The following is a 21,726-nucleotide window of genomic DNA, read 5'->3' as shown; positions in this document are numbered from 1 at the left end:
CAGATAGGACTGAATGATGACGAACCCTTTTGAGGACCAGGACGCCAACTACCTTGTTCTGAAGAACGAGGAGGGTCAGTTCTCGCTCTGGCCCACATTCGTCGACGTGCCGGACGGGTGGGAGTCGGTCTTCGGAGAGGCAGCCCGTCAGGCATGCCTCGACTTCATCGAGCAGACCTGGACCGATATGCGCCCCCAGAGCCTGATAGACGCCATGAACGCCGGCTGAGCAGGGGCGGGGACCGGCGGCGGCTGATACTCCGTCTCCCGTCCCCGCCGCTTCGCGGATCGCGTAGGTGAGAAGCCTGCCTGCCACGGCACACGGAGCGATTTCCAACATCCCGATGCCGACCGCAAGTCGGACGCCCCTGCGCAACGGCAAAGCTCCTGGCAGGCACGGGTTCTCGACCAAGATCACCCGTGCCTGCCAGGAGCTTCGCATGCTTGCGTACTCATCTCGATCGATCTGTCCAGCCGAACCCTGCGGTTCCTTACCGGTCAACTGGCCGCGTGGCGGGCGAAGATCGGTACACGGCGTCGACGTCTGACCGTCGGCCGTCAGGCTCTGCTCGCCCTCGCGCACCTGCGGTGCGGTGCTACCTACGCCCAGCTCGCTGCCGGATTCGGCATCGGGATCGCCACGGTCTGCCGCTGTATAGGCGAAGCTGTCGAGGCCTTGGCCGCCCTCGCGCCTTCACTCGCCGCGGCGATGCGAACGATCGGCGAGAAGGCGTTCGTGATCCTGGACGGCACTCTGCTGCTGATCGACTGGGGGCACCTCCCGGCCGAAGGCTGGGGGAGATCGCTGCGGACTCCCCGTACTGCTCCGGGGAAACACAAGCGCAACAGCATGAACATCCAGGTCCTCGCCGATCCGTTCGGACGCCTGCTCCGGGCCTCGCCCGCCCTACCCGGATCGACCCACGACCTCACTGCTGCCCGACACCACGGAATCATCGACGCGCTCACCGAGGCGGGCCTGAAGTGCTGGGCGGACAAGGCGTCGGCGGGCCTGTTCGAGTCCCGTTCCGCGGTCGCCGTCTGAAGAGGTGACGGCCTCGGGCGGCTGCGACAGCTCCTGAAGCGTGAGGTCGCCGAGATCGGAGCCCCGGTGGAGCACCGCGGGTAAGCCGTTGCCCCGCAGGTCGAGCATCAGGCTCACGTCTGCTACTGGAGATGGATGAGTCTTTCGGCTGCGGCATCGGTGGGACTCTTCATGGCACAGATCGTCCTCAGTGTGTCAGGGGCGGGATCAGGCGGTGGCGCGCCGCAGTTCGCGGGTGCGCGGGCCGTTGTACTGCTCGTCGGTGACCGGCTAGGCCCAGGCGGTTTCCGTGCTGCCGTCGCCCTGGCCCTCCCGAAGAGCCAGGGGCTCCATGCACGGTCGGGGGTGGCTCCGTGCCAGTGCTCTTCGACCGGCGGGCGGTTGACCGTGTCGACCGGGTGGGCATCGAGTGGCCGGCATCCCACCACACATCACCTGTGAACCAGTCTGCCGGGGCCTTGCTGTTGGGCTGGTTCTTGACGAGCTTCACGGCGTCTCACACAGTGGTTCCTACGAGCGGGGCTTGGGGTGTCGGCCTGGCCACCACGTCGTGGCCCGTCCCTATCGGGCGACGTAGCCGCCGTCGACGGGGAGGGCGACGCCGACCACGAAGCCGGCTCCGGGGCTGCACAGCCACAGGACGGCCTGGGCGATCTCTTCGGCGGTGCCGAGCCGGTTGATGGGCTGGTTGGCCTCGGCTTCGGCGCGGTCGAGTTCGCCCTTGGCGATCATGTCGCTGACCATGGGGGTGTTGATGGTGCCGGGGCAGACGGCGTTGATCCGGATGCCGCGCGGGGCGTATTCGAGGGCGGCGCTGGTGGTCAGGCCGATCACGCCGTGCTTGGAGGCGTGGTAGGAGGCGCGGCCGGGCAGGCCTACCAGGCCGCCGAGGGAGGAGCAGTTGACGATGGCGCCGCTGCCCTGGGCGCGCATGTGCCGCAGTTCGTGCTTCATGCAGGCCCACACCCCGCGCAGGTTGATGGCATTGACGCGGTCGAACCGTTCGGCGGGTTCGTCGGCGGCGTCGCTGGGCGGGATCTGGATGCCAGCGTTGTTGTAGGCCATGTCCAGGCGGCCGAAGGTCTCGACAGTGCGGTCGAGCGCGGCGGCGACCTGGTCCTCGTCGCTGACGTCGCAAGTGAGGGCGAGTGCTCGGTGGCCGGAGTCGGTGAGTTCCTTGACGGCTGCGTTCAGGGTGGCTTCGTCGATGTCGGTGAGGGCGACGGCGGCTCCGGCCTCGGCGAAGGCGCGGGCGGTCGCCAGGCCCATGCCGGAGCCGGCTCCGGTGACGAGGGCAACCTGGTCGGTGAAGTCGTAGGTGGGGTTCACGTCGTTTCTCCGATCGCGGGCTGTTCTGTGGTGCGGGTCTCGTTTTGGGCTCGGGACACGGTCTGTGCACCTTTCTCCTGCGGCGGCCTGTCGGCGGTCGCGCTGTGGAGGATCCGCGGTCAGCGATGTGACGGTGCCTGCACGGGTGCGTCATCGAGCGCGTGGGCCGGGGCAGTGCGCTGGACCACGATTCGGCTCCGGGCGGAGGTGCCGCGGACGGCGAGGTCAAGCCCGGCTACGTGGCTGAGGAGGGGTCAGGAGGCGTCTTCGATCGTGATGTTGACCTCGTCGTTTTCGGCGAGTGTCTCGGTGGCGCTTTCGGGCATGTGCCCCAGGATGATCAGGTCGTTGCCGGTGCTGGGCGAACCGTCGCGGTAGTAGATGGCAAGGTTGCCCCAGGGCGCGTAGTAGGCGAGGTCGCCCGTGCGGGGATGGACTCCGCTCGGGGCACCGGACGTGGACAGCCGACGCGGCAGGTCGGCGATCTTCTCGTTCTGATGGAAGTCAGTCAGGTTCAGAGTGAGGGGGAGCTGGGCGGCGAAGTCCCGGGCGGCAGCGCTGTCGTTGAGAGTGGCGTCGACCGGGGTGCCGTCGAGGGTGATCCGGATGTTCATGTCGGTGGATCTGCCAGGGGGCGTGGTGGGTGCGGGACTCGTCGTCACCCGCTCCGGCGTGCTCAGCGGCGAGGACTGGGAGGGTGGTGAGTCTTCGGTGCAGGCGGTTACGGCAAGCAGCAGTGCTGCGGCTGCGGCGCCACGGGCCGCCTGAGTGGGAAGGACGGTCGGCATCACGGGCGTCCAGGGATTCAGTCGGGCAGGGGCTCGGAGTAGTGGCGGAAGCCGTCACGCTCGGTGTGGATGGCGTACAGGCGCTGGGCCAGGACGTCGGGGCTGCTGTGTTCGGCGTCGGGCCGGATGGCACCCGGCACGATCAGCTGAGCGACGTGGATGTTCTGCGGGGCGAGCGCGTCGTGGAGCATGCGGGCGTAGGCGCTCTCGGCGGCGAAGGCGACCGAGGTGCCGGCGACGTTCGGGTTGGGGCGTGCGGCGCTGGAGCCGTTGACGAACAGCACGGTGCCGCGGCCGAGGTCCCGCATGCCGGGCAGGACGGCTTTCACCGCGGTGACGGGGCCCTTCACGGAGAAGGCGAGCGGGGCGTCTAGGTCGTCGGCGCCGGTGTCCAGGACCGGCTGCATGAAGTCGGCCCGGGGCACGGGGCTGTACTGGAGGATCTCGACGGGTCCCAGCGAGGTCCCGGCCGTGTACAGGGCCGCGGCGAGGGACTCGATGTCGAGGACGTCGGCGGCGAAGCCGCGGGCCTTGATGCCGCCGCGAGCCAGCTCGGCCGTCAGGCTGTCCAGCTTCTCGGTGTTGCGGGCGATGAGAGCGACGGTGTGGCCGGCGGTTCCGAAGCGGCGGGCGGTGGCGAGCCCGAGGCCGGGGCCGGCACCGATGAGGGCGAAGGTGGTCACGGTGAGTCCTTGGTGGCGAGGGGCCGTGCCGGGACCGGGCTTCGGATGCCCGGCCCCGGTGGCGGGACGGTTTGCGGTCAGGGCTTCAGAAGGGTCTTGATGGCGCGGCGCTCGTCCATCGCCTTGTAGCCCTCGGCGACCTGGTCCAGGGGCAGAGTGAGGTCGAAGACCTTGCCCGGGTTGATCCGGCCGGACAGGACCCGGTCGATCAGGTCGGGCAGGAAGCGGCGCACCGGGGCGGGTCCGCCGCGCAGGCCGACCTGGGAGAAGAACAGCTCCTGGCCATCGACCACCACATCGTGCGGGACGCCCACGAAGCCCACGTTGCCGCCGGGACGGGCGGAGTGCAGGGCCTGGCGCATGGACTCGGCCGTGCCGACACACTCCAGTACGGAGTCGGCGCCGATACCGTCGGTGAGGTCCTTGACACGGGCGACGCCCTCCTCGCCCCGCTCGGTGACGATGTCGGTGGCGCCGAACTCGAGGGCCAGCTTCTGTCGGGACTCGTGGCGGCTCATGGCGATGATCCGCTCGGCGCCCAGTTCCCTGGCGGCGATGACCCCGCACAGGCCGACCGCGCCGTCACCCACGACGACGGCCGTGGAGCCGGGCTTGACCTCGGCGGCCACAGCGGCGTACCAGCCGGTGCCCATGACATCGGAGACGGCGAGCAGACTGGGCACCAGTTCGCCGGACGGTTGCTCGTCGGTGGCCACGAGCGTGCCGTGGGCGTTGGGGATGCGCACGTAGTCGGCCTGGCAGGTACTCATGAACTCGCGGTGCAGGCAGGAGGACTGCCAGCCGTTCAGGCAGTTCGGGCAGGTGTTGTCCGAGGTGGCGAACGATCCGACGACGAACTGGCCCGGCTTGACGTTGGTGACCTCGCTGCCGACTTCCTCGACGATGCCGACGTACTCGTGCCCTATCGGATGAGGCTCGTCCACCGGCTCCGCGCCGCGGTAGGGCCACAGGTCCGAGCCGCACACGCAGGTGGCGACCGTGCGGATGACGGCATCGCTCGGCCCGCTGATCTTCGGGTCGTCCAGGGTCTCGAAGCGCACGTCGCCGGGGGCGTGAATGACTGCTCCGCGCATGGGTGCTTCCTTCAATACGAGGGTCTGTATGCCGCAGCCAATGTCAGGAATGGCTGCTCATGATCGAGCCTCACACGCGAGGGCGGGTGCGAAAAGCGGAGGAATCTATCCGGGGATAGGAACATCCAGGGAGGAAATTCTCCCCCCTTCCCCACGGGCGATCGATGTAATGCTGGGAAGCATGACCAGCGACGTCCCCCTCAATGAGCTCGGCGAATTCCTCAAGAAGCGCCGTTCGGAACTGAGCCCGCGCACGGTCGGACTGCCGGAGACCGGCGGTCCCCGCCGGGTCGAAGGGCTGCGCCGTGAGGAGGTCGCCCAGCTCGCCTCGATCAGCACCGACTACTACACGCGTCTTGAGCAGGGCCGTATGCAGGCGTCCGCTCCCGTGCTGGACACCATCGCCCGCGTCCTCCACCTGGACGACGACGAGCGGGCCTACCTCTTCCAGCTCGCGGGCAAGACCACCACCCGCACCCGGCGCCACGGCAGGCAGAAGGTACAGCCCCAGCTGCAACGCGTGCTGGACGACCTCACCGCCACCCCGGCCATCGTGCAGGGGCGACGCGGTGACATCCTGGCGTGGAACGCACTGGCGGCCGCCCTGGTCACGGATTTCTCCCGCATTCCGGAGAAGCACCGCAACTACCCCCGGCTCATCTTCACCGATCCGGCGATGCGCAGCCTCTACGCCGACTGGGAGGGCTCGGCGCGGATCGCCGTGGCGCAGCTGCGGATGGAGGCGGCGAAGTATCCCGAGGACCCCCGGCTCATCGAACTGGTCGGTGAACTGTCCACACGGGACAAGCAGTTCGCGAAGTGGTGGGGCGATCACCGCGTGGCGGCCCGCACCGTGGGCACCAAGACCCTGATCCATCCGGTCGTCGGAGAACTCGTCCTGGACTGGGACACCCTCACCGCCAACACCGATCCCGACCAGCACCTGACCGTCTGGACCGGCGCCCCCGGTTCTCCCACCCACGAGCGGCTGCGCATCCTCGCTTCCTGGGCCGCCGACCAGAACATGGCGCCCTCTTCGTCCCTCCGTTGACCGGTGCCGCGCCTGTACCTACAGTGGCCCGCCAGGCACTCCCTCACGCTATATGGGGCCGCGACCGTGGCCGGCTGCTCGCGCGTGGGACGAGCCAAACGCCGCGTCAGCCAAGGTCTTGAGTGCCGCACCCGATCGACTGGTCCGCGGCCGCTCGGGGCCGAGGCGGGGCCTCGGAGCGGGTGGCGCGCATCAGCGCGAGAGCGGTCAGCGGTACGAGGGTGAGGGCGGCCGCCACTGTGCCGACCAGCGGAGGCCCGGCCTGCTCCAGCGGAGAGGTCAGGGCGATGCCCGCCGTCCAGGAGCCGATGGCGATGCCCACGTTGGGCGCCGCGCCGCTGAGGCCGGAGACGAGGGTGGGCGCCGAACCGGCGAAGTGCAGGGCCAGTGCGCCGAGCGCCGGGTTTGCGGCGAAGCCGGTCATCCCCATAAGCGTCACCAGGACGACGGCCGCCACGGGGCTGGTGGAGAGCCAGGTCAACAACAGCAGCACCAGCGTGGTCGTGGCCGCGGCCGTGAGGAGCGTGGTAAGGGGGCGACGGTCACCCAGGCGCCCGCCGACCGTGGTACCCAGCAAGGCGCCCAGACCGTAGCCGGTCAGGACCATGGGCACGGCCCCAGCGGAAACACCGGCCCGCTCGGTGAGCAGGGGCGAGATGTAGGTGTACGTCGCCAGGACACCACCCATCAGCAGCGTCATAGAACTCAGCGTCAGCCAGACGCGAAAATCCCGCAGTGCGGCGAACTCCGCCCGCACGGAAGGCGCTTCGCGCCGCTCATCGGCAGGGATGAACCGCCCGATGACCGCCGCCGCGCCGGCCGACAGTGCGGCCAGCACCCAGAACGGCCCGCGCCAGCCCGAAATCTGCCCCAGCCACGCGCCCAGCGGTACACCGGCCACGGTGGCCACGGTCAGGCCTCCCAGAAGCATGCCCAGGGCCCGCGACGTCGCTGCCGGCCCTGCCGCGGTCGTGGCCACGACCGCGCCGACGCACCAGAAGGTCCCGGTGGCCAGTGCGGTCACCACGCGGGCCGCGAGCACGAGAGCAAAGGACGAGCTGAGCGCAGCGACCAGGTGGCCCAGGGCGAAGACGACGAGCGCGAGGATCAGCGTGGAGCGCCGCGGCAGGTGCAGCGTCGCAATCGCCATCGCCGGTGCGCCGACGATCATGCCTGCCGCGAACGCAGTAATCAGCAGGCCTGCCTGAGGCAAGGAGACATTCAGGTCGTCGGCGATTTCGGGGAGCAGTCCCGCGATGACGAATTCGGTGGTGCCCATGAGGAATGTCCCGGCGGACAGCACCAGGACGACGAAAGGCAGCCTGCGGGGTTGGCCGTCGGTCGTGGGTGACATTCGGTGGCACTCTCTCTTCAGGGCGATGTGCGACCGCGGCGGGGTGGGGACGCCGTAGAGCATCGCACCGCACGGGTGTTCTGTGAGGGGGAGGAATTTCTCCCTGCTTCGTGGCGGAGCGGCGAGTGATCTTTGTTTTCGGCAGCTGCTGCTTTACGGATGGGGAACTCGCTTGTCTCGGCCAAGGCCTGGCAGGCGGTGCGCTGACCACCCCAGGTGTTGGGAGGGTCAGGGACCAGCGGCGCGGCCGGTGTCTCAGCCCGGATCCACCGACTTGATGCCGGTGGATGGTTCACCCAGAAACGAAGAAGTGCCTTGCGACCTGCGATGATGGGGTTTTTTCTAGGACCACATCAGGCACGATCGACAAGGCACTTCCGAGATGAAGTCTTCCCGTGCCGCGGCGGCGGTCTCATCCGCGCTCGATGATCCGAACCTGATCCCGTACGGCGGGCTGGAGCCGGTGGTGCGGCTGGCCGAGCGGTGCGGTCTGCCCGCGCTGGTCGGGAAGACGGACCCTGGTACGGCTGAAGGGGTTGGACTATCCGTTGTGTGCTTCGAGCTCGGTCGCCAGCGTCTGTTGGGTGGCCGCCCACGACGCCAGGAGCGCCAAATTATCGGCGGTCGGTGTGCCCGCGGGTGCGGTGTAGATGTTGAGGTGCAGGCCGGGTTCGGCGGGCAGTTCCAGGGATTCGACGTCCAAGTCGAGCTGGCCCACGATCGGATGGTGCATACGCTTGCGGCCGGACCGGTGCAGCCGCACGTCCTGAGATGCCCACCGCTGCCGAAACAGCTCACTGCACGTTGACAGTTCGCCGACCAGGGCGATCAGTTCCTCGTCGTGCGGATTGCGGCCGGCTTCCATGCGCAGCTTCGCGGCCACGCCACCGGCAACCTGGTCGTAGTCGACAAAGAAATCCCTGGCCGCCTCGGGGTTCAGATAGACGAACCGCGCTGTGTTCGCAGGCCGTCGCGGGTCGGCCAGCACCGGTGAATACAGCGCGCGAGCGAGTTGATTCATGGCGAGCACGTCATAACGGCCGTTACCGATCCAGGCCGGCGCATGGGAGATGGCGTCGAGCACCTGCTGCAGTGTCGAGCGCACCGTCACGGCAGGCTTGCGCCGGCGTGGGCTGCGGGGCGCCCTGGATTGGCGCGCGAGGTGGAACAGGTGGTCGCGCTCGGCTTCGTCGAGTTGCAAGGCAGAGGCCAACGCGTCGAGCACGCCGTCGGAGGCACCGGCGAGGCTGCCGCGCTCCATGCGCACGTAGTAGTCGACGGATACCCCCGCCAGGAGCGCTACCTCCTCGCGGCGCAGACCTTTGACCCGGCGGTTGCCGCCGTAAGCGGGCAGGCCCGCCTGCTCCGGTGCGATGCGGGCGCGACGCGAGCTGAGAAACTCCCGGATCTCGGTGCGTAGATCCATCACGGTTATCCCCTCACCGTAAGCCCGTCCCGCAGCCTAATGGATATTTGTTGCGGTCGTTGCGGTGCCGCCGTCCACCGGGATGATGGCGCCCGTGAGGTAGGACCCGGCCCGGCTGGCGAGAAACACGGCGGCACCCGCCATGTCGTCGTCGCGGCCGACCCGGCGCAGAGGGGCCGCCGCCGCGATCGTGTCGCCGATGGCATCGAGCGTGGCCGCCATCATCTGCGACGGGAACACTCCCGGTGCTACCGCGTTCACCGTGACGTGCTGTGGGCCCAGCTCTCTGGCAAGCACCCTGGTGAGCTGATGGAGTGCCGCTTTGCTGCTGGCGTACGAGTAGTTGGGCGACGGGGCGACGTGGATGGCGGCGATGCTGCCGATGTTGATGATCCGTGCCGGATCATCGGCGGTGCCCGCCTTACGAAGTGCCGGGAGCAGTGCCTGCACCAGCCAGAACGGCGACTTGAGGTTGAGGTCGAGCACTGCATCCCAGGCCTCGTCCGGGAACGTCTCCAGCGGCTCGCGCCACATCGCTCCCGCGTTGTTGACAAGGATGTCCAGGCGTTCCGAGTCGGCCTGGACAAGATCAGCGAGGCGCTGACACTCGTCGTGCCTGGACAGGTCGGCGGGGATTGCTCGCACGTCGCCGAATTCGGACAGTAGACGCTGTGCCTCCGCGCACGTGTCTGCGTTGCGTGAGCTGATGACGACGCGGGCGCCCGCCTGGAGAAGGCCGCGCGCAATCATCATCCCAATGCCTCTGGTGCCGCCAGTGACAAGGGCGTACTTTCCCCTCAGATCGAAAAGTTCTGCGTGAGTGGTGAACTGGTTCTCCGCCATTGGTCTCCGTCACTTCTGTCGTAAAAGAATGCGCCGACACGGTCGCGTATTCGGGGCAGCTGAATTGAATGATGATGGTAAAGCTGCAGTACGTTTCCATGGAGTGTTGCCGGCGCTTTCGACTCAACCAGATTGACAGGCGTTTGGAACGTCGGGGAGACCCTGGTGATACAGGTACTGGCAGAACCCCACTTACCTGGCGCGCTGAGTCCGGATCACGCCGGCTTGATGCCCGTGAATGGTTCACCCAGAAACGAAGGAGTGCCTTGCGACCCGCGATGATGGGGTTTTTCTAGGACCACATCAGGCACGATTGACAAGGCACTTCGGAGATGCAAGTTCCCGTGCCGCGGCGGCGGTCTCATCCGCGTCCGATGGCCCGAACCTGATCGCGTACGGCGGGCTGGAGCCGGTGGTGCGGCTGGCCGAGCGGTGCGGTCTGCCCGCGCTGGTCGGCGAGCACGTCCGGCTGCCCGCCTCGAAGGGACGGCACCGGCGCCTTCCCTGTGGCGAAACTGATGTCGCTGGTGGGCGGCATGGCCGCGGGTGCCGACAGCATCGACGACATGGACCGGCTGCGGCACGGTGCGATGGGCCGCCTGTTCTCCGGAGTGCGGGCCCCGTCCACGTCGGGGTCGTTCCTGCGCTCCTTCACCCACGGGCATGTGAAGCAACTGCACGCCGTGGCCCGTCGGTTCCTGCACGAACTGGCCCGTCACACCCCGCTGCCGCCCCGGCGCGGACCAGGCCGCCTACGTGGACATCGACGACGCCATCCGCCGCACCCACGGCTACGCCAAACAGGGCGCCGGATACGGATACAGCAAGGTCAAGGGCCTGAATGCACTGCTCGGCGTCGTCTCCACACCCCTGTCCGTCCCTGTGATCGCCGCCACCAGGCTGCGCAAGGGACTCTCGAACTCCGCGCGCGGTGCGGCAGCGTTCGTCGCTGAGATCATCCGCACCGCACGCGCCTGCGGCGCCAGCGGCCTGCTGGTGCTGCGGGCGGACTCCGCGTTCTACGGCGACGACGTCATCAACGCCTGCCGGGCCCTGGGTGCCCGCTTCTCCATCACCATGCGGATGAACGCCTCCGTCAAAGCCACCATCGCTCGCATCGACGAGGACGCCTGGACACCGATCAAATATCCCCGAGCGGTCCGGGACGAGGAGGGCCAGTGCTGGATCTCCGACGCCGAGACAGCCGAGATCCGCTACACCGCTTTCACTTCCAAGCCGAAGAAACAGCAGGTCACCGCCGGACTGATCGTGCGCCGCGTCAAGCGCCTGAGCGCCGGTACCGTCCCCGCCGGGCAGGGCACGCTCTTCGACACCTGGCGCTACCACGCCGCGTTCACCGACTCCCCGCTCGCCTTGAGGGATGCCGAGCGTGATCACCGCCGGCACGCTGTCGTCGAGCAGGTGATCGCCGATGTCAAGAACAGCGGCGCCCACGCGCCGTCCGGTCATTTCCAGGCCAATGCCGCGTGGCTCGCCCTGGCGGCCCTGGCACACAACCTGCCCCGCGCCGCCGGTGCCCTGGCCTCCGCGTTCCATGCCAGGGCGACCACCGCCACCATCCGTGACCGCCTGATCAACGTGCCCGCCCGCCTGGCCCGCTCCGCCCGCCGCCTCACCCTGCACCTGCCCGAACGCCGGTCCTGGAGCGAGGACTTCACCCAGCTGTTCAGCACGGTGCATGCACCGCCGACCCTCTGACGCTCCCTGACCGACCTGCCCGAAAGGGCCCGAGACCTGTGGACAAAGTGGAAGAACTCGGCAGACCAGCGGCCACCCCACGCCCGAATCCGCAACTCAGCCCCAACACGACCTGCACGACCCCGAAACGATCAACCGGGAATCAAGCCGGTGGATCCAGGCTCAGGCAGTGCCCCTCTACTGCCGTGTCTGTGAAGGTGCCACCTCCACAGGCCATATGTTCCTGTGGCGCCTTGTCGGCCGTCGGCCGGTCGTAGTCGGACTTCGCTGGGGCAGCGGCCGGTGGATCGGTCCGGTGGCCTGGGACAGGGGCAGGCCCGTGCCCTGGTTGGTGTGGGCGATGATCTCCGCGGTGATGGAGATGGCCGTCTCCTCGGGGGTGCGGGCGCCGAGGTCGAGGCCGATCGGCGAGTGCAGGCCGGCGAGTTGGTCCTCGGACACGTCGGCCTCGCTCAGCAGGTGGAGGCGTTCGTCGTGGGTGCGCCGGGAGCCCATCGCGCCGACATAGCCCACCGGCAGGTCGAGGGCGAGCTGCAGCAGCGGGATGTCGAATTTGGCGTCGTGGGTGAGGACGCAGACGGCGGTGCGAGAGTCCACGGCCGTCTGCGCCAGGTAGCGGTGGGGCCAGTCGGCCACGACCTCGTCGGCGTACGGGAAGCGGGCGGGCGTGGCGAAGGCGGGGCGGGCGTCGCACACGGTGACCCGGTACCCGAGGAAGTGGCCGGCCTGGCTGAGGGCGGCGGCGAAGTCGACGGCACCGAAGATCAGCATGCGGGGGCGGGACGCGGCCACGTGGACGAGGACGGTCAGTTGTTCGGGGCAGCCGTCGCCGTTCCCGCCGGCCGTGACACGGGTGGTACGTCCGGCCCACAGCAGGGCCCGGGCCTCCTCGGCCACCAACTGGTCCGTCGGCCCGCCGTCCAGGGTGCCGTAGCTGCCGCTGCCGTCGGCGAGGACACTCAGGGTGGAGCCGATGAGGTCGCGCGGGCCGGCCACGACCTGGGCCACGGCAGTGGGTCGGCCCTGAACGACGTTGGCGAGGGCGGCGGCGAGGTGCTGCTGGGTCGCGGGATCGATGCGTTGGACGAGGACGTCGAGTTCGCCGCCGCAGGTCAGCCCTACGGCGAAGGCGTCATTGTCGGAGTACCCGAACCGGGCGCGTTGCGGGGCGCCCCGGTCGCTGAGCACCTGCATGCACAGGTCGTAGACCGCGCCCTCGACGCAGCCGCCGGAGATACTGCCGACCGCGTTGCCGTCCTCGTCCACCGCGACCGACGTGCCGATGGGCAGTGGTGCGCTGCCGGTGACGTCGACGACGGTGGCGAGGGCGAAGGGGCGTGCCTCGCGGCACCAACGGTGCAGTGTGTCCGCGATGTTCAGCATGAACGGGTCCTTCGTGCAAGGGATGAAGGGCCGCCGCCGCGCCGCGGGGGAGCGTCATTACGCGGCGGCGGCCCTGGACAGGTCCGGCAGCCGGACGGGGGGACCGACTGCCGGACAAGGAGGGAGTGCCCGGGGCCGTTGGGCCGCTGCCCAGCGGTCCGGGCACTCGGCTCAGAGCAACGCCTCAGCGGTGATGGGCAGTTCACGGATCCGGCGGCCGGTGGCGTTGAAGACCGCGTTGCCGATCGCGGCCGCCACACCCACCTGGACGACCTCGCCGAGCCCCTTCACCCCCAGTGCGTTGCCCGCGTTGTCCTCGCCGTCCAGGTAGATCGCCCGCACTTCGGGGACATCGGCGTTCACGGGCACGAGATAGTCGGCGAGGTTGGCGTTGACGATCCGCCCGTCACGGTGGTCGGTGACCGTGTGCTCCAGCAGGGCCGTGCCGATGCCGCCCACGATGCCGCCGATCGCCTGGCTGTCGGCGAGCTTGGGGCTGATGATGCGGCCCGCGTCGTACACCCCGAGCATCCGCCGCACCCGCACCAGCCCGAGCGTCGCGTCCACCGCGACCTCGGCGAAGGTCGCATTGTAGGCGGCGTAGGACTCCCGCTCAGGCGTCGGCGGCCCCGTGTAACTGCCGCGTGCCTCCAGGTGGGAGCGGTTGTGGCGGGCCAGTAGCCGCTGGTAGGTCTCACCGCGCGCCGGGGTGCCCTGCACGTGCAGCCGACCGCCACGTACGACCACATCGGCGGCGTCCACCCCGTACAGCGGTGACTCGCGGTCCTCGACGGCCAGTTTGATCGCCTGGTTGCGCACCTGGTTGCAGGCGTCGACGACGGCGGAGCCGACGCTGGCCATGGTCGCCGAGCCGCCGTGCGGCCCGGTGGGCGGATACAGCGAGTCGCCGAGCTTGAAGGTGACCGTGCGCATGGTCAGTCCGAGGGCGTCGGCGGCGATCTGGGTCTGTGAGGTGTAGGTGCCCGGCCCCATGTCACTGGTGGCCGTCTCGACCACCGCGGTGCCGTCGGCATCGAGGCGGGCCCGGGCCTCCGCGGGGAAACGCCCGGGATCGTAGACGCCGGCGGCCATGCCCAGGCCGATCAACCAGTTTCCGTCCCGGGTGGAACGGGGCTTGGGGTTACGGCGGTTCCATCCGAACTCCCGGGCACCGATTGTGTAGCACTCACGCAGCCGCCGGGTCGAGAACGGCAGGTTCTTCGCCTCGTCCTCGGAGGGCTCGTTGCGCCGGCGCAGCTCGATCGGGTCGATACCAATTTTGTGCGCGAGTTCGTCCATCGCCGACTCGATCACGAACGACGCCGAGGCGAAGCCGGGGCCGCGCATCCAGATCGGCGTGTTCACATCCAGGGGCACCTGCCGGTAGGTCTGGCTGACGTGGGGCGTGCTGTAGAGCATCTGCCCGGGCGCCATGACCCCCTCGGTGAACGTCTCGTACGTCGAGGTCTCCGCGTCGATGTCATGGATCGCGGCGGTAAGCCGGCCGCGCCGGTCGCTGCCCAGTCGCAGCCGGTACTCGTAGGAGGGCCGAAAGCCGGTGCCGAAGTACATCTGCCGACGGCTGAGCACGAGCTTGACGGGGCGCTTCGTCTCCCGCGCGGCAATAGCGGCGACGATCGTATGCGGCCAGCAGCGCAGCCCGCTGCCGAAACCACCCCCGACAAACGGGTTGATGACCCGCACGGCATCCGCGGGCAGGTCGAACACGGCGGCGATCTCGTCATGGGTGCCCATCACCCACTGGGTCTTGTCCCAGACGGTGAGCTTGTTGCCGTCCCAGCGAGCGATGGTGGCGTGCGGCTCCATCGGGTTGTGGTGGTTGCGCGCCAGTTCGTAGGTCAGGTCCAGCCGTACGGTGGCGTCGCGCAGCCCGGCATCCGCGTCGCCGCGCGCGTAGGCCGTCGGCTCCCCCGGCTTCCCCTCGTGCAGGTCCGTCGAGGGCTGTTCGGCGTCGTACTCGACCTCGACCAGGCTCGCGCCGTGCTGGGCGGCCTCCAGCGTGGTGGCGACGACAACGGCGACCGGCTGGCCGTGGAAGAGCACCCGGTCGTCCTGGAACACCCGCAGCCTGCGCCCGGGCGGGTTGTTCGAGCCGGAGTTGTCGCGGTACGGCAGCTTCGGCGCGTTGCGGTGGCTGATCACCCGCAGCACCCCAGGGTGCTTTTCGGCGTCACGAGTGCCGATGGAGGTGATGCGGCCGCGGCCGATGCTCGCGTCGACGATGACGGCGTGCACCGCCCCGTCGACGTCGTGCTCGGCGGCATACAGCGCCTTGCCGGTGACCTTGAGCCGGCCGTCCACCCTCGACAGTGGCGCGCCCACGGCTGCCTGCGGCTGGGGACTCACTTCATGCCTCCTACGATGCGCAGCTGACGTTCCACGGTCCGCTTCAGCAACTCGACCTTGAACCGGTTGTGCTGGAGGGGACGAGCGCCTTCCGCCGCCGTGGCCGCAGCAGCCGTCCACAACGACTCCGAGGGTCGCTCGCCGATGAGGTGTCTCTCGACGGTGGGCAGCTTCCACGGCACCGTGCCCACCCCGCCGGCGGCGACCCTCGCCTCCCGGATCACCCCGCCGCGCACATGCAGCGCCACGGCCGCCGAGGTGAGGGCGAACTCGTAGGACTGGCGGTCGCGCACCTTCAGATAGCCGGACTTCAGCGGGCGAGGCAGAGCGGGAACCTCCACTCCAGTGATCAACTCGCCGCGCCTCAGGGTCTGTTCGCGGTTCGGCGTGTTGCCCGGTCGCAGCAGGAAGTCGGCGAAGGGGATCTGGCGTTCTCCGTCCGGGCCCAGCAGATGCACCCGTGCCTCCAGCGCTGCGAATGCCACGGCCGCGTCGGAGGGGTGGGTGGCCACGCAGGCGTCCGACGTCCCGAGGATCGCGTGCGTACGGTTGAAGCCCTTCAGCGCGGCGCAACCCGAGCCGGGCTCGCGCTTGTTGCAGTCGGCGGTGACGTCACGGAAGTAGGTACAGCGAGTGCGCTGCATGATGTTGCCGCCGATGGTGGCCATGTTCCGCAGCTGGGCGGACGCGCTCAGTTCCAGCGCCTGGGAGATGACGGGGTACAGCGAGCGCACCTTGGGGTGGGCGGCGGCTTCTGTCATGGTCACCAGCGCGCCGATGCGCAAGCCGCCGCGCTCGGTGACCTGGATGTCGCGCAGCGGCAGGTCACTGATGTCGACCAGGCTCTCGGGACGCTCGACGGTCTCCCGCATCAGGTCGACCAGCGTGGTGCCGCCGGCGATGTAACGGCCGCCGTGGCGGCCCGCGTTGAGGGCCTCACGGGTGTTCGCTGCCTTCGTGAAGGAGAAGGGATACATGTCAGCGGCTCCTTACTTCCGGCCGGCGGTCTGCTCGAGGGCCCGCACGATTTTCACGTAGCAGCCGCAGCGGCAGATGTTGCCGCTCATCCACTCCCGGATCTCCTCCGGCGAACCGGTGTGGCCTTCCTTGATGCAGCCCACCCCGGACATGATCTGGCCGGGGGTGCAGTAGCCGCACTGGAAGGCGTCCTGGTCGACGAATGCCTGCTGCAGCGGGTGCAGTTCGTCGCTGTCGGCGAGGCCCTCGATCGTGGTGACCTCGGCGCCCTCCAGGCGTACCGCCAATGTCAGGCAGGAGTTGACCCGCTGCCCGTCGACCAGGACCGTGCACGCCCCGCAGGCCCCGGCGTTGCAGCCTTTCTTGGAGCCGGTCAGCTCGAAGTGCTCGCGCAGCAGATCCAGCAGCGAGGTGCGGTTGTCGACCGTGACCGTGCGCCGGGTGCCGTTCACCGTCAGGGACACACTGCTGGAGGGCGACGTGTCGGCGGCGGCCGCCTCCTTCGGGCCGAGCAGATGTGTCCCTCCGATCACACTGCCCGCAACGACGGCACCGCCGACCGCGCCAGTGGTGGCGATGAAGGTGCGCCGGCTGGGAGCCGACGAGGACTCGCCGGCCGTGTCGGGGGGTGGAACGGCAGATTCGGGGACTTCAGTGGACATGGGTACGCCTTTGCATCGCGGACGGATCACGCCGCGCACAGCGGCACGGCAGGAGGCGGGACCGTCGTCGCCGCAGGACCTGGACGACCGTGCGGATCACCACCGCGGCCGGTCATGCCCGGCAGTCTGGCATCGCCAGTGACGCCTGTGGCAGGGAGACTTTTCTCCCCCGATCGTTCACTCCCCCCAAGGGCCGAGCCGTGGTGAAGTCATCTGCGGCGTGGCTGTTGGGGCAAGCAGGACAGCGCAGCGAGAGTCGTCGGCGAGGGGTCGGCATGAGGAGCTGGCCCTCTCGGGGTGGCCCAGCCGGTCACAGGCTGCCCACCGGTCTCTCGGCCGGGATCGATGCTGAGCCACACCAACGTCCCACCGATCGGACCAGGCGCTTGTACCGGCCGCCAGGTCTGCTCCTCCTCGCGGCGGTTGGCGGCGAGCGCACAGACCTCTGTTCGGACCTCGGGCCGTTCCGACCGTCGTTTCCCGGGGTGCGGGTCCCTTCCGCGTGACCACCGATACCAGCGGCCCCGGCTTCGGCCGGGCTTGTTCCGCGCAGTAGGAGTCGCAGTGCCCGGAGCACGAGTACGGCAAGCGAAAACCACCTGAGAACTCGCACCGCGAACGCCCCACAGCGCCTCACGTGAGAGCTTCTGGATCACGGGTACTCGGCGTTCATGAACGTCACATCGCGAGAGCCGACCTTGCCGCCCGCTCGTGGTCGGATCTCGGAGGCGATCATGGAATATCTGTGCAATAAGGGACCGCTTCCGAACGGGAAGGCGATTTCTGCTGCTGCCCCGCTCGGAGACGATCTCCAGCTCGCTCTGTACATCTGCTACGAGTTGCACTATCGGGGATTCGCCGATGTCGGCGCAGACCGCGAGTGGGACCCGGACCTGCTCAGGGTCCGGGCAGCCCTGGAGCAGCCGTTTCTCGAGACTCTCCGTGACGCGGCGACCGTGCACAGGCACGCCGACGAGGCGCTGGATGAACTGCTCGTCGAACCTGTCGACGGTTGCGGCGTCAGCCACTTCCTGCGGGACGAGGGGGAACTGTGGCAGGTGCGTGAGTATGCCGCTCAGCGCTCGCTGTACCACCTGAAGGAAGCCGACCCGCACGCGTGGGTGCTGCCGCGGCTGTGGGGGCGGGCGAAGGCGGGCATGGCGGCCGTGGAGTTCGACGAGTTCGGCGCAGGTCGCGCGGATCGCGTGCACGCCCGCCTGTTCGCCGATCTCATGGCCGACCTCGAACTGGACACCGCGTACGGGCACTGGCTCGACGCTGCAGGCGCCGAGGCCCTCGCCACCGTGAACCTGATGTCCCTCTTTGGCCTGCACCGCGCCTTGCGAGGGGCCCTGGTGGGGCATTTCGCCACCGTCGAGATCACCTCGTCGCCGGGGTCACGCCGCATGGCGCAGGCCATGCGGCGCACCGGTGCCGGGCCGGCCGCCGAGCACTTCTACGACGAGCACGTCGAGGCCGACGCCGTGCACGAACAGGTCGTCCGACGGGACGTCGTAGCGGGTCTGCTCGAAGAGGAGCCGCACCTCGACGGAGATGTCGCCTTCGGCGTGGACGCCACCACTTACCTCGAAGACCGCCTCGGCGAACGCCTTCTCGGCGCGTGGCGGGCCGGGGAGTCGTCACTGCGGATACCCGTCTGACTGGCGTTCCCACCACGAACAGGCTCTCCCGCATTCACGAGAATCAGAGATGAGACCCCATGACCACGGTCACCCTGCCAGGCGTCTACACCCCGCAGGACGACACCGACCTGCTCATCCGATTCCTGCACGACGAACTCCTTCCCCCGTATGCCGAAGTCCTCGACGTGGGCACGGGAACAGGCGCTGTTGCTCTGGCCGCGGCCCGGCTCGGTGCCCGCGTCACGGCGATCGACATCTCCTGGCGTGCGGCTCTCAACGCCAAGGTCAACGCGCTGTTGGCGCGTCTCCCCATCCGGGTCGAACGCGGCGACCTGCTGGCTCCCGTGCGGGGCCGGTCCTTCGACGTCATCCTGTCCAACCCGCCGTACGTGCCGGCCCCCACCAGCGAGTGCCCCCGGCAGGGCAGGGCACGGGCCTGGGATGCGGGGCACGACGGTCGTCTCGTACTGGACCGGATCTGCCGGGATGCGCCCGCACTCCTAAGATCCGGCGGCGTACTGCTTGTGGTCCAGTCCGCGCTGAGCAGCCCGGAAGAGTCGCTGCGGCGGTTGTGTGCGGCGGGCCTGCGCACCGGAATCGTGGAACACCGCCGTCGCCTTCGGTCCCGTCCTGCGGTCCCGCAGCGGCTGGCTGCGCGACCGCGGCCTGATCGAAGGCGACGCCGAGAAAGAAGAGCTGGTGATCATTCGTGCCGTACGACCCGGATGAACGGCGCTGCCGCATAGTGGCTCGGCGCGAGGGGCCACTACTGGTCGAAGGACCGGTGGACGTCACACTGGAGGACGGCACCACTGTGTCGTCCGACCGGTTCTGTGTCGCCCTGTGCACCTGCCGACGCAGCCGCACCTACCCGTGGTGCGACACCAGCCACCGCAGGCCCGAGCAGCCGAGGCAACCGGACGGCGGAGCCTCTTCCGACGCCTGAACCCTTCGCCTCAGGAGCGGTGCACGCGGATGGACACGGGGCCCGGAGCCGACAGCAACAAAGCCACCTCTGGGTGACGCGGCTCGGCCCGTGCAGAGGAGGAGACCGCTGTCCTGAGCCGTTGGCCGAGACACCTTGTTCCGTCGTGCACGGTGTCTCTACCCTTGGCTACCGGGCGGTCGATCTTCTCGACGTGGTGATCCGGGCGCCCGTGTTGTGCTCCATCAACTCCAGGACGGCGGACGTCAGATGGGGGTGGACGGAGGGGAGGGCAGCGGCGTCTCGTAGAAGACGAAATGGTGGGCCTTCCCCACGAAGAGCGAATCGTCGTCGGGCCTTGTCGGCTGCCGGCACCGCCACCACCAGTCGCCGGTCAGTCTTCGCCTCGGACGACGTTCCACTCCGCGTCCGTGTACGCCGTAACCTGGGGTCCGCTGCTGTCCACGGCGCGGACGCACGTACGTACTCCCTTGCCGCGGCAGTGATGGGCTTTCGACCAACCGGTCCTGGCCACCTTCAGGACTTTCTGCTGGGCAGTGTGCGCGGTCACGGCGCTTCAACTTCTCTCTGTGTGTCAGGGACAGGTTCTCGATGGGATGCTCACCGGGTTCCCGTCGGCCGGTGCCGCGAAACGCGGGGCCGTTCAGATGTCGCGCCTCTCCAACGGCTGTACGGCATGCCCCTGGCGGATTCTCGTCGCGGTGAACGGCGCACTGCCGGCAGCCCGTCCGTACCACGGCACCCTCGCCGCGAGGGATGTCCTCCGGTGCCGGGCCTGTCAATGGTGGAAACGGGTCACCGACGAAGTGCCGGGCCACGTGTCCGCCCTCGGCGGTGGCGATGTCCGGGTCGATTTCGATGTGGCGTGGTGCCGCGGTATCACCAAAGCCTGCACCTGGATGGCGCCGGCCCGAACAGGCAGGCGTGCCGATCCGCCTGCATGGCCGCACGCCACCTTGCGATTCGACCGTTCGGGGGCATGTGCGCACCCGGCCGAATCGTGGACGACGACTTGCGAGCGGCGATCGCAGGACGCCGATGTGCCAAGGGCATGCGACCGAGTGCAGCAGCTATTAAGTGCAGATGTCATGCAATTCTTGGCGAGGTCAAATCCTGTGTTCAGGAGAGAATTGCTTACCCGGAGAGTGGTATCCAGGGGAAAGTTTCTTCCCCCCTTCGCAAGTAGACATAGCCTCGACTGCGGCGAAAGATGGCGTGAGGGCCGCCTGATGGCGGACAGAGGCCGATGAAGGGGTAGGCGCCATGGTTGAAACTGTTTCGTTCAGGAACAAGGCAGTGGAAATTGCGGGACATCTTCATCTGCCGAAAAACTTCAGCGAAGACGAGAAGTATCCGGCGCTCGTCGGAATTCATCCGGCTGGGGGAGTGAAGGAACAGACCATCGGCCACTACGCCGAGAAGCTCGCTGAGCACGGGTTCGTCACTGTCGTCTACGACTCCTCCTTTCAGGGGGCCAGCGGCGGCGAACCCCGCCTCCTGGAAGACCCGCCGACCCGGGTGGAAGACGCCCGCTGTGCAGCTGACTTCCTCACCACGCTTCCGTTCGTCGACCCGGAGCGCATGGGTGTCTTCGGCATTTGTGCCGGCGGTGGCTATGCGATCAGCGTGGCCCAGACCGAACGTCGCTTCAAGGCAGTGGCTACGGTCAGCGCAGCTCCGATGGGCGAGGGTTCCAGGGGATTTCTGGGGCATCTGTCACCGGTGGCTGAGCAGATCGGAACGCTGGAAATGGTAGCCAACCAGCGCACGGCGGAAGCGCGAGGAGCGGAACCGCTCTACGCCCCGTTCGTCCCTGAAACACTGGACGAGATCAACGAAAACACGCCGGACCTTCTGCGTGAAGGGTACGACTACTACAGGACGCCGCGAGGTCAGCATCCCAATTCGAAGGGCCGTTTCCTGCTGACTAGCATGGACAAGATGTTCGCCTTCTCGGCATTCGATCAGATTCCGGATCTGCTGACCCAGCCGATGCTCCTCATCGCAGGGAGTAAGGCGGACACAAGAATATTCAGCGACCAGGCCTACGAGCTTTCCAAGGGGCCGAAGGAGTTGTTCGTCGTCGAGGGCGCAACTCATATCGCAATGTACGACGTGCCCGAGTACGTGGACCAGGCGATCCCCAGGATGGTCGATTTTTTCGCCGTCCTCTAATGGTCTGCAATGCACCAGTCGAGTATGCGCGGAATCCGGCCTCCGACTAGCGGCGACAGCGAACTGCAACTGGCGTACCACGCGTACGCGGGCGCGGGGCGGGCCGGTCTGCAGGGCCCGGCGATCCGACCGGAATCGCATACCTGGAGAACGGTAGACAGGGGGAAATTTCCTACCCCTCACAGCGCGCTCTTCCGGTGGAATGCTCGGTCATACCGAATAGAGACTTTCGAGGAGCCC

At 68.3% G+C, this 21,726-nt stretch carries 16 protein-coding genes and 3 pseudogenes; 8 read left to right on the top strand and 11 right to left on the bottom strand.

Going from position 1 to position 21,726, the window contains the following annotated elements; all coding sequences use genetic code 11:
- Positions 1-16: 16 nt before the first annotated feature.
- Together JEQ17_RS00660 and JEQ17_RS00655 are read left to right on the top strand one after the other, a co-directional pair.
- Positions 17-229 (top strand): MbtH family protein, encoded by a 213-nt coding sequence (locus JEQ17_RS00660; RefSeq protein ID WP_325176225.1) that lies wholly within the window; start codon positions 17-19, stop codon positions 227-229.
- A gap of 211 nt (positions 230-440) precedes the next feature.
- Positions 441-1,038: pseudogene (locus tag JEQ17_RS00655) on the top strand (transposase family protein); the annotation flags it as partial.
- A gap of 568 nt (positions 1,039-1,606) precedes the next feature.
- Here JEQ17_RS00655 and JEQ17_RS00650 read toward each other — a convergent pair.
- From JEQ17_RS00650 to JEQ17_RS00635, 4 genes are all read right to left on the bottom strand, one after another.
- Positions 1,607-2,374, bottom strand: a complete 768-nt coding sequence (locus JEQ17_RS00650; protein WP_200393322.1) for a glucose 1-dehydrogenase — start codon at positions 2,372-2,374, stop codon at positions 1,607-1,609.
- 254 nt (positions 2,375-2,628) lie between these two features.
- A complete protein-coding gene (locus tag JEQ17_RS00645) occupies positions 2,629-2,988 on the bottom strand; it encodes a cyclophilin-like fold protein (RefSeq protein WP_200393321.1) in 360 nt (119 codons plus the stop codon).
- A gap of 191 nt (positions 2,989-3,179) precedes the next feature.
- On the bottom strand, positions 3,180-3,845 hold the full coding sequence (locus tag JEQ17_RS00640) for an SDR family NAD(P)-dependent oxidoreductase (protein ID WP_200393320.1): 666 nt from the start codon (positions 3,843-3,845) through the stop codon (positions 3,180-3,182).
- Between the two features lie 77 nt (positions 3,846-3,922).
- Positions 3,923-4,939 carry a zinc-dependent alcohol dehydrogenase family protein gene (locus JEQ17_RS00635; protein ID WP_200393319.1) on the bottom strand — a complete coding sequence of 339 codons (1,017 nt, stop codon included), beginning with the start codon at positions 4,937-4,939 and terminating at the stop codon, positions 3,923-3,925.
- Positions 4,940-5,120: 181 nt separating this feature from the next.
- Between JEQ17_RS00635 and JEQ17_RS00630 the strand changes: the two genes are divergently transcribed.
- Positions 5,121-5,990 (top strand): helix-turn-helix domain-containing protein, encoded by an 870-nt coding sequence (locus JEQ17_RS00630; RefSeq protein ID WP_407700028.1) that lies wholly within the window; start codon positions 5,121-5,123, stop codon positions 5,988-5,990.
- A 106-nt stretch (positions 5,991-6,096) separates the two neighbouring features.
- On the opposite strand, the gene JEQ17_RS00625 is transcribed toward JEQ17_RS00630, so the two are convergent.
- The 3 genes from JEQ17_RS00625 to JEQ17_RS00615 form a co-directional block, all read right to left on the bottom strand.
- Entirely contained in the window at positions 6,097-7,344 is a 1,248-nt protein-coding gene (locus tag JEQ17_RS00625) for an MFS transporter (RefSeq protein ID WP_200393317.1), read from the bottom strand.
- A gap of 541 nt (positions 7,345-7,885) precedes the next feature.
- Positions 7,886-8,770 carry a helix-turn-helix transcriptional regulator gene (locus JEQ17_RS00620; protein ID WP_200393316.1) on the bottom strand — a complete coding sequence of 295 codons (885 nt, stop codon included), beginning with the start codon at positions 8,768-8,770 and terminating at the stop codon, positions 7,886-7,888.
- A 36-nt stretch (positions 8,771-8,806) separates the two neighbouring features.
- Complete coding sequence (locus tag JEQ17_RS00615) at positions 8,807-9,613, bottom strand: SDR family oxidoreductase (RefSeq protein ID WP_200393315.1); 807 nt, start codon at positions 9,611-9,613, stop codon at positions 8,807-8,809.
- Positions 9,614-9,926: 313 nt separating this feature from the next.
- Between JEQ17_RS00615 and JEQ17_RS00610 the strand changes: the two are divergent.
- Positions 9,927-11,332 (top strand): annotated as a pseudogene (locus tag JEQ17_RS00610) (IS1380 family transposase).
- 177 nt (positions 11,333-11,509) lie between these two features.
- On the opposite strand, the gene JEQ17_RS00605 reads toward JEQ17_RS00610, so the two are convergent.
- The 4 genes from JEQ17_RS00605 to JEQ17_RS00590 form a co-directional block, all read right to left on the bottom strand.
- Positions 11,510-12,715, bottom strand: coding sequence for an XdhC family protein (locus JEQ17_RS00605; protein WP_200393314.1), 1,206 nt, complete (start codon positions 12,713-12,715; stop codon positions 11,510-11,512).
- A gap of 171 nt (positions 12,716-12,886) precedes the next feature.
- A complete protein-coding gene (locus JEQ17_RS00600; protein WP_200393313.1) occupies positions 12,887-15,082 on the bottom strand; it encodes a xanthine dehydrogenase family protein molybdopterin-binding subunit in 2,196 nt (731 codons plus the stop codon).
- The gene (locus tag JEQ17_RS00595) at positions 15,079-16,059 is read right to left on the bottom strand and encodes an FAD binding domain-containing protein (RefSeq protein ID WP_200393312.1); all 981 of its coding nucleotides are present in this window, start codon (positions 16,057-16,059) and stop codon (positions 15,079-15,081) included. Before JEQ17_RS00595 ends, JEQ17_RS00600 begins: the two co-directional genes overlap by 4 nt.
- A gap of 12 nt (positions 16,060-16,071) precedes the next feature.
- Positions 16,072-16,722, bottom strand: a complete 651-nt coding sequence (locus tag JEQ17_RS00590) for a (2Fe-2S)-binding protein (protein ID WP_200393311.1) — start codon at positions 16,720-16,722, stop codon at positions 16,072-16,074.
- Positions 16,723-17,393: 671 nt separating this feature from the next.
- On the opposite strand from JEQ17_RS00590, the gene JEQ17_RS00585 reads away from it, so the two are divergent.
- The 4 genes and pseudogenes from JEQ17_RS00585 to JEQ17_RS00570 all read left to right on the top strand — a co-directional run bounded on the left by JEQ17_RS00585 (position 17,394) and on the right by JEQ17_RS00570 (position 21,486).
- Entirely contained in the window at positions 17,394-18,383 is a 990-nt protein-coding gene (locus JEQ17_RS00585) for an iron-containing redox enzyme family protein (protein ID WP_200393310.1), read from the top strand.
- Between the two features lie 59 nt (positions 18,384-18,442).
- Positions 18,443-19,094, top strand: a pseudogene (locus tag JEQ17_RS00580) (HemK2/MTQ2 family protein methyltransferase).
- Positions 19,075-19,311, top strand: a complete 237-nt coding sequence (locus JEQ17_RS00575) for a CDGSH iron-sulfur domain-containing protein (RefSeq protein WP_200393309.1) — start codon at positions 19,075-19,077, stop codon at positions 19,309-19,311. The pseudogene JEQ17_RS00580 and the gene JEQ17_RS00575 overlap by 20 nt, the downstream one beginning before the upstream one ends.
- A gap of 1,263 nt (positions 19,312-20,574) precedes the next feature.
- Complete coding sequence (locus JEQ17_RS00570) at positions 20,575-21,486, top strand: alpha/beta hydrolase (protein ID WP_200393308.1); 912 nt, start codon at positions 20,575-20,577, stop codon at positions 21,484-21,486.
- The last annotated feature ends 240 nt before the right edge of the window (positions 21,487-21,726 follow it).

Origin of the sequence: Streptomyces liliifuscus, from assembly GCF_016598615.1 — a bacterium.
GTDB classification, from domain to species: domain Bacteria; phylum Actinomycetota; class Actinomycetes; order Streptomycetales; family Streptomycetaceae; genus Streptomyces; species Streptomyces liliifuscus.
Note: the sequence above shows the minus strand (reverse complement) of the source record. Positions and strands in the feature narration are given on the sequence as shown.

Coding starts and splice junctions, on each gene's coding strand:
- JEQ17_RS00660 (WP_325176225.1), top strand. CDS start 17: ATGACGAACCCTTTTGAGGACCAGGACGCCAACTACCTTGTTCTGAAG.
- JEQ17_RS00645 (WP_200393321.1), bottom strand. CDS start 2,988: ATGAACATCCGGATCACCCTCGACGGCACCCCGGTCGACGCCACTCTC.
- JEQ17_RS00635 (WP_200393319.1), bottom strand. CDS start 4,939: ATGCGCGGAGCAGTCATTCACGCCCCCGGCGACGTGCGCTTCGAGACC.
- JEQ17_RS00630 (WP_407700028.1), top strand. CDS start 5,121: ATGACCAGCGACGTCCCCCTCAATGAGCTCGGCGAATTCCTCAAGAAG.
- JEQ17_RS00625 (WP_200393317.1), bottom strand. CDS start 7,344: ATGTCACCCACGACCGACGGCCAACCCCGCAGGCTGCCTTTCGTCGTC.
- JEQ17_RS00620 (WP_200393316.1), bottom strand. CDS start 8,770: ATGGATCTACGCACCGAGATCCGGGAGTTTCTCAGCTCGCGTCGCGCC.
- JEQ17_RS00615 (WP_200393315.1), bottom strand. CDS start 9,613: ATGGCGGAGAACCAGTTCACCACTCACGCAGAACTTTTCGATCTGAGG.
- JEQ17_RS00605 (WP_200393314.1), bottom strand. CDS start 12,715: ATGCTGAACATCGCGGACACACTGCACCGTTGGTGCCGCGAGGCACGC.
- JEQ17_RS00595 (WP_200393312.1), bottom strand. CDS start 16,059: ATGTATCCCTTCTCCTTCACGAAGGCAGCGAACACCCGTGAGGCCCTC.
- JEQ17_RS00590 (WP_200393311.1), bottom strand. CDS start 16,722: ATGTCCACTGAAGTCCCCGAATCTGCCGTTCCACCCCCCGACACGGCC.
- JEQ17_RS00585 (WP_200393310.1), top strand. CDS start 17,394: ATGAACGTCACATCGCGAGAGCCGACCTTGCCGCCCGCTCGTGGTCGG.
- JEQ17_RS00570 (WP_200393308.1), top strand. CDS start 20,575: ATGGTTGAAACTGTTTCGTTCAGGAACAAGGCAGTGGAAATTGCGGGA.